The 15,869-nt window shown below is 37.6% G+C and carries 16 protein-coding genes and 1 pseudogene; 7 read left to right on the top strand and 10 right to left on the bottom strand.

Going from position 1 to position 15,869, the window contains the following annotated elements; all coding sequences use genetic code 11:
- Window positions 1-129: 129 nt before the first annotated feature.
- A complete protein-coding gene (locus QI031_RS14330) occupies window positions 130-1,443 on the bottom strand; it encodes an NF041680 family putative transposase (RefSeq protein WP_281481499.1) in 1,314 nt (437 codons plus the stop codon).
- 194 nt (window positions 1,444-1,637) lie between these two features.
- Here QI031_RS14330 and QI031_RS14325 point away from each other — a divergent pair, with 194 nt between their 5' ends.
- Window positions 1,638-2,027 carry a hypothetical protein gene (locus QI031_RS14325; protein WP_281485784.1) on the top strand — a complete coding sequence of 130 codons (390 nt, stop codon included), beginning with the start codon at window positions 1,638-1,640 and terminating at the stop codon, window positions 2,025-2,027.
- A gap of 202 nt (window positions 2,028-2,229) precedes the next feature.
- Here QI031_RS14325 and QI031_RS14320 read toward each other — a convergent pair.
- Window positions 2,230-3,359: pseudogene (locus QI031_RS14320) on the bottom strand (ISAzo13 family transposase).
- Window positions 3,360-3,811: 452 nt separating this feature from the next.
- A complete protein-coding gene (locus tag QI031_RS14315; protein ID WP_281485783.1) occupies window positions 3,812-4,888 on the bottom strand; it encodes an FtsZ/tubulin family protein in 1,077 nt (358 codons plus the stop codon).
- Between the two features lie 108 nt (window positions 4,889-4,996).
- Between QI031_RS14315 and QI031_RS14310 the strand changes: the two genes are divergently transcribed.
- The gene (locus QI031_RS14310; RefSeq protein ID WP_281485782.1) at window positions 4,997-7,981 is read left to right on the top strand and encodes a WD40 repeat domain-containing protein; all 2,985 of its coding nucleotides are present in this window, start codon (window positions 4,997-4,999) and stop codon (window positions 7,979-7,981) included.
- Window positions 7,982-8,173: 192 nt separating this feature from the next.
- Here the strand turns inward: QI031_RS14310 and QI031_RS14305 are convergent, their stop codons facing one another.
- Entirely contained in the window at window positions 8,174-9,223 is a 1,050-nt protein-coding gene (locus QI031_RS14305; protein ID WP_281485781.1) for an aromatic ring-hydroxylating dioxygenase subunit alpha, read from the bottom strand.
- A 128-nt stretch (window positions 9,224-9,351) separates the two neighbouring features.
- Between QI031_RS14305 and QI031_RS14300 the strand changes: the two genes are divergently transcribed.
- The 3 genes from QI031_RS14300 to QI031_RS14290 all read left to right on the top strand — a co-directional run bounded on the left by QI031_RS14300 (window position 9,352) and on the right by QI031_RS14290 (window position 11,311).
- Window positions 9,352-9,828, top strand: a complete 477-nt coding sequence (locus QI031_RS14300) for a YbjN domain-containing protein (RefSeq protein WP_281485780.1) — start codon at window positions 9,352-9,354, stop codon at window positions 9,826-9,828.
- 61 nt (window positions 9,829-9,889) lie between these two features.
- On the top strand, window positions 9,890-10,564 hold the full coding sequence (locus QI031_RS14295) for a lipoate--protein ligase family protein (RefSeq protein WP_281486029.1): 675 nt from the start codon (window positions 9,890-9,892) through the stop codon (window positions 10,562-10,564).
- Window positions 10,565-10,591: 27 nt separating this feature from the next.
- Window positions 10,592-11,311, top strand: coding sequence for a Type 1 glutamine amidotransferase-like domain-containing protein (locus tag QI031_RS14290; RefSeq protein WP_281485779.1), 720 nt, complete (start codon window positions 10,592-10,594; stop codon window positions 11,309-11,311).
- A 76-nt stretch (window positions 11,312-11,387) separates the two neighbouring features.
- Here QI031_RS14290 and QI031_RS14285 read toward each other — a convergent pair whose 3' ends face one another.
- Both QI031_RS14285 and QI031_RS14280 read right to left on the bottom strand, forming a co-directional pair.
- Window positions 11,388-11,534, bottom strand: coding sequence for an element excision factor XisI family protein (locus tag QI031_RS14285; RefSeq protein ID WP_281485778.1), 147 nt, complete (start codon window positions 11,532-11,534; stop codon window positions 11,388-11,390).
- Between the two features lie 180 nt (window positions 11,535-11,714).
- Window positions 11,715-12,356 carry an HD domain-containing protein gene (locus QI031_RS14280; protein WP_281485777.1) on the bottom strand — a complete coding sequence of 214 codons (642 nt, stop codon included), beginning with the start codon at window positions 12,354-12,356 and terminating at the stop codon, window positions 11,715-11,717.
- A gap of 178 nt (window positions 12,357-12,534) precedes the next feature.
- Between QI031_RS14280 and QI031_RS14275 the strand changes: the two genes are divergently transcribed.
- Together QI031_RS14275 and QI031_RS14270 are read left to right on the top strand one after the other, a co-directional pair.
- Complete coding sequence (locus QI031_RS14275) at window positions 12,535-12,750, top strand: hypervirulence associated TUDOR domain-containing protein (RefSeq protein WP_281485776.1); 216 nt, start codon at window positions 12,535-12,537, stop codon at window positions 12,748-12,750.
- Between the two features lie 9 nt (window positions 12,751-12,759).
- Entirely contained in the window at window positions 12,760-13,092 is a 333-nt protein-coding gene (locus QI031_RS14270; protein WP_281485775.1) for a DUF3140 domain-containing protein, read from the top strand.
- Between the two features lie 95 nt (window positions 13,093-13,187).
- On the opposite strand, the gene QI031_RS14265 is transcribed toward QI031_RS14270, so the two are convergent.
- The 4 genes from QI031_RS14265 to QI031_RS14250 all read right to left on the bottom strand — a co-directional run bounded on the left by QI031_RS14265 (window position 13,188) and on the right by QI031_RS14250 (window position 15,865).
- Entirely contained in the window at window positions 13,188-13,598 is a 411-nt protein-coding gene (locus QI031_RS14265; protein ID WP_343217872.1) for a hypothetical protein, read from the bottom strand.
- Between the two features lie 24 nt (window positions 13,599-13,622).
- Window positions 13,623-14,204 carry a transposase gene (locus QI031_RS14260; protein ID WP_281485774.1) on the bottom strand — a complete coding sequence of 194 codons (582 nt, stop codon included), beginning with the start codon at window positions 14,202-14,204 and terminating at the stop codon, window positions 13,623-13,625.
- 319 nt (window positions 14,205-14,523) lie between these two features.
- On the bottom strand, window positions 14,524-15,294 hold the full coding sequence (locus QI031_RS14255; RefSeq protein ID WP_281485773.1) for an SDR family NAD(P)-dependent oxidoreductase: 771 nt from the start codon (window positions 15,292-15,294) through the stop codon (window positions 14,524-14,526).
- Between the two features lie 67 nt (window positions 15,295-15,361).
- Window positions 15,362-15,865 carry a GNAT family N-acetyltransferase gene (locus tag QI031_RS14250; RefSeq protein WP_281485772.1) on the bottom strand — a complete coding sequence of 168 codons (504 nt, stop codon included), beginning with the start codon at window positions 15,863-15,865 and terminating at the stop codon, window positions 15,362-15,364.
- Between the last annotated feature and the right edge of the window lie 4 nt (window positions 15,866-15,869).

The raw sequence follows: 15,869 nt of genomic DNA, 5'->3' as shown, positions 1-15,869 counted from the left end.
TCTCAAACTGGAATTACTTCTTGAGTTTGGACTAATCTGCATTTAGCAGGAATGAAGAGAAGGCAAAAGAAAGTTACCCAGCTTTGTTAGAGGCTGAGTTAAGTGGAATCGTTAAAAAAGAAGCAGAAACTAAGCAGCAGTTAGATTAGCGTTCTTAAGTGATTCTTCGGTTTTAGGTTTTTTAGATGCGTGTTTTTTGACAGTGAGATAACGGGGACGTTGAGGTGGCTGATGCCCTTGGGCACGCCCAGGTGATAACCCTTGAGTTTTCGGGGGTTGAGCAGGAGTGCCAATAGTGGCTAAAATTAGAGGAAAGGCTTGTGCTACACGTCCTGGAGACAGTTTATCCTGAGTCGATTGCCAGGGCAAGGGGGAATCAATACAGGCAACTCTTGCGAACCAGAGTTGCCAAGTTAGCAGGGGCATCAAGTCACTCCATCGCTCTGCGGCCCGAGTAGAACTCAATTGAGGCTGTGTCCAATATAACCTCTGCTTGGCAAATCGATACCAATGCTCTAAAGCAAAGCGGCATAGGTATTTTTGCCAGAGATTCTCTAATGGAGGCATTGTCTGACCCAACCAAGCTAGCCATAAAGGTTGAAACTTCCGATTACGTCCTACTGGTTGGAGTACCTCGACGCGAATGATTTCCATTGCCCGGTTTGGGGACTGAAGGAAATGAAATCCACTCCAACGCATTACTTTCACTCGACCAACTTTCGGGTCTTCAACTTCCAGAGTTTCAGTTGCCTCTGGCCAAGTTTGGGGGTCATTGAGCTTAAACTTGTGACCATGTTTACATGGTGCGCCTCGTCCTTTATAAGTACCGGGTGTACCCCATACACATCGGTTAGATGCTAAACGCAACAATAGGTCTGCGTTAATCTCCTCCGTGGCTTGGACAAATTTGGCGTTGCCGTAGCCTCGGTCATAAGCTGCAAGTGGTCTAGTGCCTAACTCACGGGTGACAAGTTTTAGTTGGAATGCGGCTTTACTCGTTGGCGTTTCAAAGGTGGTTATCCGTTCATGTTTCAACGGTAATGCCCAACTCCCATCCGCCTCTGGTATCCACGCTAACGTACTGTAACTTTGTCCGATGCCTATGCTCCCCCCTCTATCCCCATGAAAAGTTCTTTCTTTTAGTGTCTTCGCTTCTGGTCTTGCCCAAAAGCTATGATCTCCTGCTAGAAATGGCTGTTCATCCGTCTCTACCTCCTGTACCAGTAGCTTCATCAGCAACATTTTCGGTGGACGACTATCATGTAGTGCTGCATAAATGCTCGACCATTGCCGTCGAAATACTGGGCTTTGTGACAAGCTTACAAATGATGGGATACTCGGACTTGTCAATACTGCATCCATCAATTCAAATACTGCATCTTTGGCCTTCCCCAAACTATCGTAGATACCTTGGCGGAATTTTTCTAGTTGTGTCAGGATCATCACGTCAATGATTTATTGATTACTTTCATTGACTTTACGGCAGTCAGTGTTACTGCTGACTGCTTTTCTCTAGCTTTTTAGTCCAAACTCCAGTAATTCACTCGAAGGGAATTAATTATCTAGCTTATGATGCCGATACAGAAAATCCAGAACTGTATGAGTATTATCAAAACTTTGGCAATGGGGTAAGACTATTGAACTTTATCGAGGTGGCAGAAACGAAACGCTTCTTTACCGAGATCAAGGCGGAGTCACCAGATTCAGTAATAGTAGATATGCCGGGGGCATCAAGCAATAAAACGAGGGAGATTATTAGTAAATTTGGGCTGTTTAAAATTGCTGGAGACTTAGGGTATAGGGTAACGCTGGTGACTGTGTTAAACCTTGGTTACTCGGTGATCACTAGCTTAAAAACTATGGCGGATTTCTGTGGCGCTCAAGCTGATTATGTGGTGGTGAAGAATCTTTGTTGGGATAAAGGTTCAGGTTTCCAGCGCTGGGAGAATAGTAAAACGTCGGCAGCTATAGCTGAATTAAAAGGTATAGAAATAGAAATGCCTGAGCTAGGGACTTCCAAGAAATAAATTAATCAGCAAAAATCATAAGTTAATCTTTAAGAGATAATGATAATCATTCTGAAAGGGTAAGAGGTGGTTGCCGTCGGCAACCACCTCTTACCCCCTCAAACACAGAAGGAAAAGTCTGCATCTGCACTCTGTAAATAATTTCAGTGCAATATCATAATTAATATTCATGTTTTTAGATTTAAAAACTGAAGAGTGAAAATTAAGTGCTGCCACAACAAATATCAACAAACCATTTGCCTAAATCGGGAAATTTTTCATGTTCCGAGTTAGTGAGTCTTTCTATTTGTTTTTCAACAGCAGACATAGCCTCCTTAGTAAGAGTAACCCCAGTTTCATAAGTTTGAGTCACTAACTTAACCACAGGATTCTTACCTTTCCACGTCATGTTTTGAGCAAATTTTAAAGCGGTTGCAACTTCATCTAAAATACTGCCATTCCAAGAATTTTCTAATATCCCCCATACTCGCTCGATGGGATTATATTTGCTGTGATAGGGTGGATAGTAGGCTAAACGTATATTCAGTTGATATTCATGAACAAACTCAACGATACGTTTCATAAACTGGGTACGTCTAGAATTATTATCTGTCCCATTATCCTGGTTAATAATCAGGGTTTTTATTGAGGAAAATCGCCAACTCTCACTCTTCCAAAAATCTTCTAGAACGTCTACAATAAAATCACTCGTTACATTAGACTCTGTAAAGTATAAAAATAGTTCGTCTAATTCTGGAAGGAAGATGCCGTAAGGAGTTACGGTAGTTTTTGGATGAAAATTATGGTCTTCTGTTTCTGTGACAACTCGGTTTTTACCTCCTCTGTCAAAGTAGCCAATATCTACACGGGCTTTGGCATCCAGACTGAGACGTAAGATACTTGGATCATCCAGGGCGGATTGATTAACTATTGCTAATTGTTCAAAGATTGCGTCTGTTTCTGGAATTTTTTTTGAGGTAAAACTTTTGCTACTCGCTTGAGTCTATAACCTAAATCATTCAATTTAACTCTCATTGTTTCTTCAGTAGGTAACTGTTCATCCGTATAACCAAATTTATCAATTAATAGCTTTCTGACCTGACTAGCAGTTAGGCGTGTATACAGCCTTTGGCTTTTAAAACTTGGATCTGTTTGGCTTTGGAAATCAACTAATTTTTTGATATCTTCTAACAGGTTTGGTAAATGCTCTTCTACTTTCCATCTACCCCTAGCTGAATAATTATCTATACAACTAATCCCACTGGTTAGTTCTTTAATTCCTTTACGAATAGTATTTCTATCCCAGCCCAATTCTTTTTGAGCCAGTAATTGTCCTCCGTAACCTAATTCCATGACAATTTGTGCTTGAAAACGCCGCCTTGCTGCACCTTTGAGTTGGTTTGCTGTTTCCTTGAATACTTTTTTGACTGAATCAGTTAATTCGAGCAACACTCCTGTCCACCCACAAAATTCCCTCCAAATTGAATTTACTACGAATAGGGGGGAAGGAGAAGCAGCCTGCGGCTGCTTCTCCTTCCCCCCTTAGAATGATTATCATTATTATAATTGGTCATTTTATTCCTTGGAAGTCCCTTATTATGTAAAGCCATCTCCATCGACATTGGACGTGCCCACATTGTAGGCACAGAACTAACACTTTTAATTCGTCCTGGAGATTTGTAATCTAGGCTGAAAGCTACATCCTGAAAAGCTTTGGGAGATTGTGCATCCCATCTACCGATTTTATCGCTCGGTCTAACATCACTATCATTCTTTAATTTTGGCAATACTAAAAAAGTCATAATTTAGTTTGTTCCCCAAAGATTACTTAATTCCAGATATACAGCTTTTGCCAGTCCCATTGTGCCTTGGTTGGGCGGTGTTATTTGATTAGGATTTAATCGCTCTTTCAATCTTTTAGGATTATCTTGTGCTTTTCTAGTTCTATCTCTGTTATCACCAATCACCAGATTATTTTGTTCTTCTTCTTTTAATTGTTTGTCAAGATTAGAAAAAATATCTGTATTAAAAAGTGCTACTCGTTCGGAATCACATTGATGAATAGCTGATAACCAACGCAGATATTCTTGACACCATCGATTAATTATTTGTATTGCTTGCTGCTCTTTGGCTTCAGAAAAGTCAGGCAAATTAGTTTGATTGCTATTAGTACGATAAAATCGAGTTAACCAAGGAGCTAATCTGCCAAACCTGTCTGCTCCCTGTTTTCTAGCATTAGTAAGTTCGGAAGCAATTTCTACTAGCCAAGCATAAGCAAATCGAGTAGCATTGATTAATTTTTGTTTGACTTCATCCGTATCGGCAATATCTTCCCAAGTCAGCATATTTCTATTTTCACGACTAATTAATACAACTGCTCCCTTTTGTGGCGGAGGAGTTAATAAAAAATGTCGTGCAGCTAAACCGGCATACAATTCAATAAAGTGTGGTTGATTGCGTTGACTATTCTTGCCAATGCTAAACTGAACTTGGGAAAAATTTTCATTCCCCAGTAAATAAACAGCATCAAATATTTCTTGCCCTTGTGTGACATAGTATCTTAGTGCAGCTTCTGTGTTCAACGAAAACTGCTCTGAACGGGCATATATACCATCTGGGTCTTCTCCTGCTGGGGGCGAGAAGCCAAAATAAGGTAGAACAAACAAGCAGCCTATTTTGATGCGATCGCGCACGTTAATTCTTTTTAATTTATTATCAATTAACCGGGCGATCGTTGGTAAACCTGAAGCTCCAGTTCCCCCAAAAATAGAACCGCATAAAAATACTTTGGGATTTTGCCCAGCACTAATATCTCCTTGAATTTGTTTAATTAAACTTCCCCAAGGTTCTCGATCCAATTTATCTAAATCAACTTGGCTCATAACAGCTGAACCTATTGCTGGTCTGCCGCGAAAACCAATATCTAAACTAACTTCCCTTTCTTCTTTTGTATAAAGTACATCAAATAAACTTCCTAAAGTAGGTTGATTTTGTTTGATTGTATCTACAACAGAATATTACATTGGGCTGAAGACGATCGATTATTAATCGATCGTCTTTGCCATGCAGCTCTTAATAATTCAAGTACAATGCAGCAGTGTGGAGATACACAAGGGGTAGATGAATTAGTCAATATTCAAATAATAAATGGATGGGAGAATGGAAATGAACAATATCATCGTTCTTGGATAGAAGTAAAAAATCGACTTATAAATAATGTAAATAATGAACCCAGAGATGTTAATTCAGCGTTAAAACTATATGAAACAATTTTAAGAGGTTATGAATTAGCGTTCGATAATGAAAATCGTATACAAAATATTTTATTATCATCCAAACTAGTAAAGACTGAAAATGAAAAATTAAAAATTGCTAAAAGAATATATGAATTGGTCTTTAATCGAGATTGGGTTCAGCAAGAAATAAAAAAAATTTCTTTTCCTTTCCCAGATTATTCTATTCCAATACGAATTTACTCTGGATCTAGAAATAAAGTTAACAATGTTGCAGAGGTTATAAAGCAAGTTTTTATTTATGTTTGTTGTTTTTTGAGGAGAAGGTTTAGAAGAATTCGATTGAATTTTGATAATGTGATACGTTATATGATTTTATCAGCTTTAGTATTTGTATTTATCCTAATATTATTATCTTTAATAGTTGAACCTATTAATAATATTAAATTACAAAGCCAAGGAGAAGAAATTGTTGAAAATTTTGATAAATCCATAGGAAAACAATTGGATTCATTACTTTTATCAATTAAATCTGGACAAGAATTACAAAAGAAACTTCAAAAGAAAAATTATTCACAAATTTTAGAATATCCGGCTATCAGCCCTATTTATGCTCTTCAATATGTGCTAGACAATATTTACGAAAAGAATCGTTTTACCGAGCATGAAGCTCCAGTTAGAAGTGTCAATTTTGGTATAGAGCAGTCAAAAGAGAAACAAAAAGATCAATGGTTAGCTTCCGCAGGTGAAGACGGTTCGGGAAGGCTATGGAATTTATCACACATTTCAACAAGTAAACTTATTCACCCTAATAATATAGATCAGGGAAATATAAAAATTATAACTTTTGTTCCCCAAAAAAATATAATTGCTACAGTTGGCGATAAAGAACCTATAATAAAGTTTTGGGATTTATCTGGTATCAATATAGAAAGTAAGCAAGAACAGATATACAGTCAAGGAGAGATTACAAGTGCTAATTTTAGTCCTGATGGCAAACTTTTAGCAACAATTGGTAGTCCAGAAAATTTGCTGAAAGTTTGGCAAGTAAATTATGATACAACAGCAAAATTAGTAAAGTTAACTGAATTAAAATTACCGTCGAATTTTAATATATTAAATATTAATACGATAGCTTTTTGTCAAAAAAATAATACAAATGAATATTTATTAGTAACATTGAAAAATGCAAGTAGTAAAGTCAAATTAGGGAAAATGTCTGTTCTGGATACAGAAATTGTAATTTCAGATGAAATAGAACAGGATACACAGCAAAAAGGAATAAAAAGTTTGAATTTTAGTACTGATGGAAGCTTAATTGTCACGGCAGCGAAGGATGGAACAATTAAAGTATGGAATTTGCACCTAAACTCGAAAAACATCTCTTTAAATGAGACTATCATTACTAACGAGACTAAAGAACTTATCGTTAGTATTAGTTCTGACGGAAAACTGATTGCAGCAGCAGGAGAAAATGGAGAAATTCAATTATGGCGACTAGCACCAAAAGTAGAAAAGGTAGATTTGGATGTTAAATTGAATGCTAACCAAGGAAGAATATATAGTATAAATTTTAATCCGAGTAATAATAGCCAGAACAAGATATATCTTGCAACAGGAGGTGAAGACGAAATAGTGAAGCTTTGGGAAATGTCAAAACTTTACCAAAAGCCTTTCGCAGAATTTTCAGAAAAAATTAGAGATATAGGATTAGGTCAAATATCTAAAAGTGATCAAAGGCAGAGACTTGTTATTCTTCAAGAAGATGGAAAAATTCAAGTACGTAACCTTGAAAGTCAAACAAATGAAGATTTTAAATATTTAAAAGACTATTTAGGGAATCTTATTACAGCAAAAAACATAGCTATTAGTCCAGACAAAGATCATTTTGCAATTGTAGACATGAACGGTTGTGTTCAACTCTGGAATTTTTCAAAAGAACCAACGCTTGAATTAATAAAAAAAGACAAAAATATTGCAAAGGTCATTTTATCAAAAGATGAGAAATTTGTGACTGTATCGGAACAAAATAGAAAGGCCAAGCTTCGGGATTTTGGAGGAAATTTAGACAGACCTATCAATGATTCACAAGATGAAGTCACTAGTGCAAGTTTTAGTCCAAATGGTACACTTATTGCAACTGGAAATACAAAAGGTAGAATTAATCTTTGGAATTTGAAAGGCGAATCGATTAAAAAGAATTTTATTCGTCTTAACAGTGAAGTAATAAGTGTTAAGTTTACTCCAGATAGTAATTATATTGTAACTATTGGTCGTAATCATGAGATGATACTTTGGAAATTAGCTGAGAATTTTTTTGAAAAAATATCTGAAAATGAAAATGTTGATCTTCCGCAAGCAAAAGAAGTTTTCAGTAAAGCAGACATTAAAACAGCAGATATTAGTTCACAGGACGGAGAATTTAAAAATCTTATTGCTACAGCTGATAATGGTAAATTAGTAAAAATTTGGGATTTTAAAGGTCGTCAATTAGCGCAGTTTAGTGGAAGTTGGAATCAAACTATAAATATTAGTTTTAGTCCCAATGGTAAATATATTGTTGCTGCCGGCGACAATGGTGACAATGATATAGTAGAACGATGGGAGATAAAAAATTTAGATTCTTTGCTAAGTGAAGGTTGTGATTGGGTTAAAGATTATGAAGATTACGAAGATTATTCTTTGAAGTTAAATAATAAAAAACGAGAGAAAGATAGATTATGTTCTTCACAAACTCTATAGAGCAAACTAACAAATTAGGAAAGCGATTAAAGCTCTAACTTCACCTGCAATGCTTGAAATATCTATAACTCTCTGTTCGACTTTCATTTTAATTACCTGTAGTTTGCACTCTGTCAGAACGATGTTAATTATGTGAGTTAAATGACTTTGTTATGTGGGCTAAGTTCTTACAGTCGAGTTAATCATTACAAGTTACAAAAGATCAACCCGATCTTTCATCAATCTTTGTACACTTACTAATGCCCGATTTAACTCATAATTCCGCCTTTGGGGATTCTGTAAATATGCTTGTTGTTCTTCCTCAATCATTTGCACATCTTGAATCACTAAACCATCAAGTAACTTTTGCGCTGCGCCAAACAAGCTGTTTTTGATAAATCGTCGAAACCAGATTGGCAATTTGTGTAATCGCCAAAAGGCATTTAATGAAGTGAAATGAATCAAATAAGCTTTTGTTTGTGTCTCATTTACCGGACACAATAAGCAGTAAATTTTGAAGTCTTTCCCCAAAGTGGAAACCCAATGCGGATAAATATAACTTACATCCAATGGTTCAGGATGTAGCCGCCGCAAAGCAGGAAAAAATAATTGCGATATCGACCAAATTTTATCTATTTTGTAATAACTTTGTGCTTGATAATGAGCATCCACTCGGTTAGCATCTTCGTCTATATCTTGCAGGGTTGCTTGTGCCCACGCTTGCAAATCTTGATGTAAATGCCCGTGATACATATCCATCAGATTTTCAATTAAATAAGAATAATGAGCGTTGCATTTAATAACTGCAACTGTGGCAATATAATTTAAATGTTCCCATTCTGGTAAACCTAAAGGTTCTGTAACAGGTTCAATATCTCCAGGAAACAGCCAGATAAAGCCGTCTTGTTCTTTGACAGGGTAATGACGAATTTGACAATTTGGTAATTTTTGATTTGCTGCTAAGTAGGGAACCGCTACACATTCACCTACAGAATTGAAGCGCCAACCGTGATATGCACATTCTAATTCATCAGCGATCGCCTGGCCATGACTAAGTTTAACTTGACGATGGGGACAGCGATCTTCTAAAGCGTGGATTTGTCCTTGACTATCTCGATAAAGTGCGATCGCCTGTTGCCAGATTATCACACCTATAGGTTGAGTTGTGACTTCAGTACTACGTGCAACCACATACCAGTGATTGGGGTTAATACCCAGCTGACGAACATCACGATTTTGCACGGTTTGAGAGATAGAAGACATAAGTCACAGAAAATTGGCATTAATATAACTGATGATCAAAATATCACTTCCGGGACTCAAACAACTGCGCCTACAAGCTATAAAGTATGTGTAGAGCAAACAGCTAGTATATTGAAACAAAAATCTGTATGGCAAGCTACCAAGAAACCCTATCTAGCAACGAACTCGATGATGCAGTGATCATGGAAACAACAAACATTAATCATGTAGAAGTCATCGAAAATGTGATTGATACTTTAGAACAAGATGACAGTGCAATGGTCAGCCATACTCCAGAGGGCGGTTATCTCTGGAAGTTTAAGTATGGCAGTGTGGAAGTGTTTGTACAACTCACTGGCAAAACTGACGAAGATACAATCACAGTGTGGTCTATAGTCCTAAAATTACCTGCTAAAGATGAACCCAAGCTGATGCGGCAGCTTTTGGAAATGAATTGCTCCAGCACTCTAGAAGCCAGTTTTGGTATTATTGACAACCAAGTAGTTGTGATCTCGACACGCACTCTAGAAGAATTATCTCCTGCGGAAGTTTCCCGGTTGATTACTATCGTAGCTACAATCGCTGATGATAACGATGAAGCTTTACAAGCTGAATTTGGTAACTAATTCTTAACTTTTGAATTATCAAGTGTGGCGACTCATTCCTTTACTAGAAACCTCTGGTGATATGCAGATGGCGATTGATAGGTGGTTGTTAGAGCAACACTTGTCTGGACACCATCCCCCAACTCTGCGTTTTTACACTTGGTCGCCACCTGCTATTTCTCTGGGATATCATCAACGTCAATATCCTGAACATTGGCAAAACTTGACTTGGCAAGGTCAGAAACTAGACTTAGTGCGGCGTGTTACTGGTGGTAGGGCTGTTTTACACCAAGGCGATTTAACTTATGCTGTGATTACATCTGGGCTAAGTGGTAGTCGCCTGCAAGTATACGAAAAAGTTTGTGAGTTTTTGGTTCAAGGCTGGCGATCGCTTGGCGTTGAATTGCATTATGGTAGAGCTGGGCGGGGCTATATCCACAACCCCAACTGTTTTGGTACTGCCACAGGCGCAGATTTAGTTTTACCAGATGAAACTAAACTGATTGGTAGCGCCCAACTACGACGTGGAAAAGCAGTTTTACAACATGGTTCAATTCGCTTAAATCAAGATGCTGAATTGTTTGCTCAAATATTTGGTGTAGAACCTTCAAAAACTGTGGAACTACCCCAAAATCTTAGTGTAGAAAAGATCATTGCAGCTTTGATTGCCGCTGCTTGTGATTGTTTTGATATGCAAATAGTTATCCAATCTCTTTCTGAGGATGAATGGCAAGCAATTTTAGAAACTAGTTCTTAGACCATTTGATATAAATAAAGTTTAAAAATGACGACAAGTTTAGTTGCCAAACAAATCATTGCAATGGGAGGTGGGGGTTTCTCAATGGAACCTGACAACACTTTACTAGATCTATACATCCTTAGATTGTGTAAGAAAAAAACACCAAAGGTTTGTTTTATCCCTACAGCAAGTGGCGATTCTGATAAATACATTGTTAAATTCTACTCAGCTTTTGGGCAACTGCTCTGTAAACCATCTCATTTGTCTTTATTTAACCCACATACATCTGACTTGAGATCTTTCATTTTTGAACAAGACATTATTTACGTAGGAGGCGGAAATACTAAAAACTTAATTGCCCTTTGGAAAGAGTGGGAACTTGACCATGTGTTGAGAGAAGCCTGGGAAAGTGGTGTTATTCTTTGTGGTTTGAGTGCAGGCTCTATTTGTTGGTTTGAAGAGGGAGTGACAGACTCTATCCCTGGGAACATGACTGTATTAAAGTGTCTTGGCTTTCTAAAAGGTAGTAACTGCCCTCACTACGACGGCGAAGCAGAAAGAAGACCTGTTTACCATCAACTTTTATCACAAGGGCTAATTAGCGAGGGGTATGCTACAGATGATGGAGTGGGTTTACATTTCATCGGCAATCAACTAAAAACAATAGTAAGTTCTCGTCCCCAAGCGAAAGCCTATAGACTCGAAAGAATAGATCAAACAGTTAAAGAAATTACCTTAGAACCTACATACTTGGGAAAAAAATAAAAACTTTTGCTATGTCAGCTTTAAATTTTAAGATCAGGAGTCTTTTTAGACCTAGCAGAATGATAGTTTAGCTTAACTATATATATTGGTCATGTTGTTCGTCTAAAACTAAGCGATCGCTAATTGTAGTTTCTGTAGTATTAGCGGATTGAGAATTACTCATTTCATAGTATTTTTTAATAGTTTCTTGGATAATATTGCGATAATGGGTTAATGTATCCATCTTCAATTTATTGGTAATTATAGTCATAGCGAAGTGTAATACCATTTTACGAAATTATTGATACAAATTACTTTTCTTACTCCCCCTGCCTCCTCTGCTTCCCCTGCCTCCTCTGCCTCCTCTGCTTCCCCTGCTTCCCCTGCTTCCCCTGCTTCCCCTGCTTGTCCAAATGTATCAACTTTAAAGTGAAACGGTATTACCCCTGTCACTGTCTGAATAGAGGGTTGGTGGAGATTCTTGCAGATACCCTGCTGCTACACAGTCTTCTATCAGTTGCAGAACAAATGGCCAAAGTTCTGGCGCACCTGTCTTTACAGGCGCTACCCGCTTCATTACCTGATCTCGTCTAATGCCATGAATGCGCCAAGTTCCGCCCTTAGTTTGCTGATTGTGTAGTAAAGGTTGTATGCGATCTAAAGCTGCGGCAAACTTAGCTGTAGGTGTTTCTCTGGCTTCAAACTCTTCCCAGAGTAAACGTAACTCGCTACCTTGATTTGCGGGTAAAAGTCCAAATAGCCTTGATGCGGCTTGAGTTTCTTTTTCTGCCTTGCTGTGATTACCTTGGACATCGTAACAGAAAGTATCGCCAGCATCAATTTCTACCAAATCGTGAACCAATAACATTTTGATGGCATGAAATAAATCAACTCCCTCTGGAGTATATTCTGCTAAGGCGATCGCCATCATCGCTAAATGCCAAGAGTGTTCTGCACTATTTTCTCGACGCGAACCATCGGTAAGTAAGGTTTGGCGGAGTATTTGCTTGAGGCGATCAATTTCAATAATGAACTGAAATTGTTGAGTGAGTCGATTGATTTGCACCGGAAATTTCTCAAAAACTACCTCATTTAGCTTAGACTCAGATCTCCAACTTTTTAAAAAAGTCCTTGTTTTTCTTGTTGTTCAGATGATCAACTATCCATTTCTATCGTTTGGCTGATTAATTTTTTTGGCAACCCGAACACAATAAATAGGTATAAAATAGCCAAAAGAAAAACTCGTGACTGAAGAATTAAAGAAAGGCGATAAGGTGAAGTGGAATACGGCACAGGGTGAAACTACTGGCAAAGTGGAAAAAAAATTAACTTCGCCTATAGATATTGGTGAACATCATGTTGCTGCCTCAAAAGAAAATCCCCAGTATTTGGTGAAAAGCGACAAAACTGGCAAAGAAGCAGCTCACAAACTTGATGCCCTAGAGAAAATTGCAGAGTAATGTAGCGTTATGAGTAAAGATGTCAAATCAGTCATAAATGAGTTTCATGCTTCAGTCAATATGACACCAAAGCAACTAGAATCTTGGCTGGAAACAAAAGAATCTCAATCTGTGGGACAAAAGAAAGATGATGATGAATCAATTGGACACAAATCAGGTAAGCGCATCATCGATTTGCTGAAAAAGAAAAAAGATAGTTATACAGATGATGATTTATCCCACATCAAAAAAGTTGTTAGTTACATTCATCGTCACTCAGCACAGCAACCAGAAGGTGATGTTGAACATACACCTTGGCGTTACTCATTAATGAATTGGGGACACGATCCATTAAAACAGTAAACAGTGAACATTTATCAAGTGTCTTTTGACTGATAATTGATAACTGTATAAAAGTGATTTTAATTCCTTGTTTCAGCCCACATTCCGCAGGTTCATTAAATATACGGTTGAATCATTAATCTCAGGTTATTTAAGGCACTCTTCCATGTTGTACCAGACTCCCAATCAGGATGTTGACTGTGTTGAGAAATATGAGGCTGACTGGATGAAGATAATTCTGAAATAGATGTTGTACTTGATGGCTGGTTAAATTGAAAGTGGGTGGCTTGAATGCTGACTAAAAGATATGTACTAAAAATTATTTCCCACCAACGTTCAATGCTTTCATAATCAGTGAGACGGAAATCAGCCCAACCCAGTTCATTTTTGACTTGTTTAAAACCATACTCAATCCAATTTCTTAAACTATAAAGTTGAGCAATATTCAGCGACAAATCAGTTAATAAATTAGTCATAATGTACCAACTTTCATCTCCAGTTGGGTCAGGGGTATTAATTTTACTGATTTGGTAATATCTGACGCGACGATGTTAACCAAAAATAATTTCTCTCAGGTAACGAGTTTCGGCTGGACGGTGTGAAAGCGTTTGTTGATAAGCTTTCCATCGGTTATAACGTTTTCGGCTTCCTGGTGGCATCAACACTCCATGATTAGAACAGATGGCAACGATAAACTCCAGTTCTAACTTTTCTAAGCAGCTGATTAAATCCCCACTTTCACCCTTTGGGTTCGCAGTCGCTTCAAGTCGGCAAAGCCGCCCAACGCGCTGCTCACCGTATAGGCTATCTGCTAAAACTAACTTGATTTGAAATCCCCATTCTTTTAACTCTTGAATAATCTCTACCGCTATTTGAGGTTTGGTTTTATGTTTATCTCCTGATTTCAGGCGGTTTTTTGGTTTGAATATTTCAAACATTAATGGATAAGTAATCCCATCTACTACTCCATAAGCATTTACTGATACTATTCCATTCTCTGTCTTTTCTAAGTTTCCGATATATTGACGAGTCACGTAATCTGTTGATTTTCCCTTTTTTTGATCTCCTGTCTCATCAATACATAAAATTATTTCTCTTTCTCCAATCAATATTTTTGTTAACCACAGCCTCATCTCTTTTAATTTTTTGACATCCTACAATGCGTCTCTCAAAAAATGATGTAGTGATTGACCTTCCTTTAACCCTGCTATTTTCCCTATCTCTGGTAGCGATTTTGTTGAAATTTCTGATAGCATTCCCAAGTGTAAATACTTGAATGCCTCAAAATGCCTGACATCCTCAAATATTGAATAATAGTGTTGACAATAGTTATCTATGAAAGCGATTGTATTTACTGCTTCCCTGCGTGCTGTAACCATCAGAGTTACTTACTGTTTGCGATTTTCTTTCTGATTATACTCTCCCCGTAGTAACAAAAGAGGGATAACGTAGTTACCAGGGTAATCTGCTGCCATCCCATGAAAAAAATTGTCCGCTGTCGCCTTCTTGAAGTTGCTCGATAACAGTTAATAACTGATTAACGGTACGTTCCACTGAAAATAACTTTTCTGCTGGTACATTATTTTGAAATGGACGGGAAAGGCGTGTATCAGTTGTACCAGGATGCAATGTTACCACCAAAGCTTTCGGACAACTCCTGCCATACTCAATTGCTGCTGTTCGCATAAACATATTTAGTGCAGCTTTGGAGGCACGGTAGCCATACCAGCCGCCAAGTTGATTATCGCCAATACTACCGATTTTGGCAGAAATCGTGGCAAATATGCTGCGTTCTCCATGACGAAATAAAGGTAATAAGTGTTTAGCTAGTAAGACAGCACCAATACTGTTTATTTGAAAATAGCGCAGTAAATTTTCTGAGTTAAGTTGTCTTAAACTTTTTTCGGGTTGCAAATTTCCCTCATGTAGCAATCCTACACAGTTGATTACTAAGTGCAGGTTGCTAATTTCTGCACGTATTTGTTGGACACATTCACTAATCTGTAATTCGTCAGCAATATCTATTGATAAACAAATTAATTTATCAAAATGTTTGTCTGCAAGAGTCATTAACTCTGTAGCTGATTCAAGTTGACGATAAGTTGCATAAATTTTACTAACCTGTTCATTTTGCAATAATTTTTTGACAAAACCTAAACCAATACCTTGATTAGCTCCCACAATCAATATATTGATATGATTTATTTCATTTAAAAAAGACATATAGGTAAATTAAAATTGGGCATGGCATAAGAAAATAAAGTTGGATTTAATTATGTCTAATCACTTATCAAGTTAGTTTTGGAGGTATTTTATATTCGTAGCGAGAGACAAAAAAAGCCCCCATTTGTCTATCGCTATGATGACGGAAACCAAAGCTTTCATATACTGCTCTCAGGCGTAGACGTGAAGCTTGGCAATCTAGCCGTAAATAACATCTACCGAGTGCTTGTGCGTATTCGATTGCCCAATTAATTAGTGCCGAAGAGACTTTACCTCCAGAGTAACGTCGCCGAATAGCTAGGCGATGTACAAATGCTGATTCCTCCTGAGAAATGTCAGGCCAAAAAAGCAAATCCTCAAGCTGAAACTTAATTGTACCAGCTGGTTCACCAGCCCATTCAGCAATGAAAAACAAGCCTTCGGCAATATCTTCAGAGATACTTGCTGGTGAAACTTCGCTATCATGCCACAAAGGTATACCACGCTGCTGAAGCCATGAAGCTGCTTCTAACAGCACATCGGAGACTATCATGGTATCTTGTATGGTTGCTTGGCGAATTGAGATGTACATAAAG

Origin of the sequence: Halotia branconii CENA392 (assembly GCF_029953635.1) — a bacterium.
In the GTDB taxonomy this organism is placed as follows: Bacteria; Cyanobacteriota; Cyanobacteriia; order Cyanobacteriales; family Nostocaceae; genus Halotia; species Halotia branconii.
Note: the sequence above shows the minus strand (reverse complement) of the source record. Positions and strands in the feature narration are given on the sequence as shown.

What these genes read in the sequence shown, in the direction of transcription:
- QI031_RS14260 (WP_281485774.1), bottom strand. Translation starts at nt 14,204, where the DNA reads ATGAGGCTGTGGTTAACAAAAATATTGATTGGAGAAAGAGAAATAATT.
- QI031_RS14315 (WP_281485783.1), bottom strand. Translation starts at nt 4,888, where the DNA reads ATGAGCCAAGTTGATTTAGATAAATTGGATCGAGAACCTTGGGGAAGT.
- QI031_RS14270 (WP_281485775.1), top strand. Translation starts at nt 12,760, where the DNA reads ATGAGTAAAGATGTCAAATCAGTCATAAATGAGTTTCATGCTTCAGTC.
- QI031_RS14250 (WP_281485772.1), bottom strand. Translation starts at nt 15,865, where the DNA reads ATGTACATCTCAATTCGCCAAGCAACCATACAAGATACCATGATAGTC.
- QI031_RS14290 (WP_281485779.1), top strand. Translation starts at nt 10,592, where the DNA reads ATGACGACAAGTTTAGTTGCCAAACAAATCATTGCAATGGGAGGTGGG.
- QI031_RS14330 (WP_281481499.1), bottom strand. Translation starts at nt 1,443, where the DNA reads ATGATCCTGACACAACTAGAAAAATTCCGCCAAGGTATCTACGATAGT.
- QI031_RS14285 (WP_281485778.1), bottom strand. Translation starts at nt 11,534, where the DNA reads ATGGATACATTAACCCATTATCGCAATATTATCCAAGAAACTATTAAA.
- QI031_RS14305 (WP_281485781.1), bottom strand. Translation starts at nt 9,223, where the DNA reads ATGTCTTCTATCTCTCAAACCGTGCAAAATCGTGATGTTCGTCAGCTG.
- QI031_RS14300 (WP_281485780.1), top strand. Translation starts at nt 9,352, where the DNA reads ATGGCAAGCTACCAAGAAACCCTATCTAGCAACGAACTCGATGATGCA.
- QI031_RS14255 (WP_281485773.1), bottom strand. Translation starts at nt 15,294, where the DNA reads ATGTCTTTTTTAAATGAAATAAATCATATCAATATATTGATTGTGGGA.
- QI031_RS14295 (WP_281486029.1), top strand. Translation starts at nt 9,890, where the DNA reads ATGCAGATGGCGATTGATAGGTGGTTGTTAGAGCAACACTTGTCTGGA.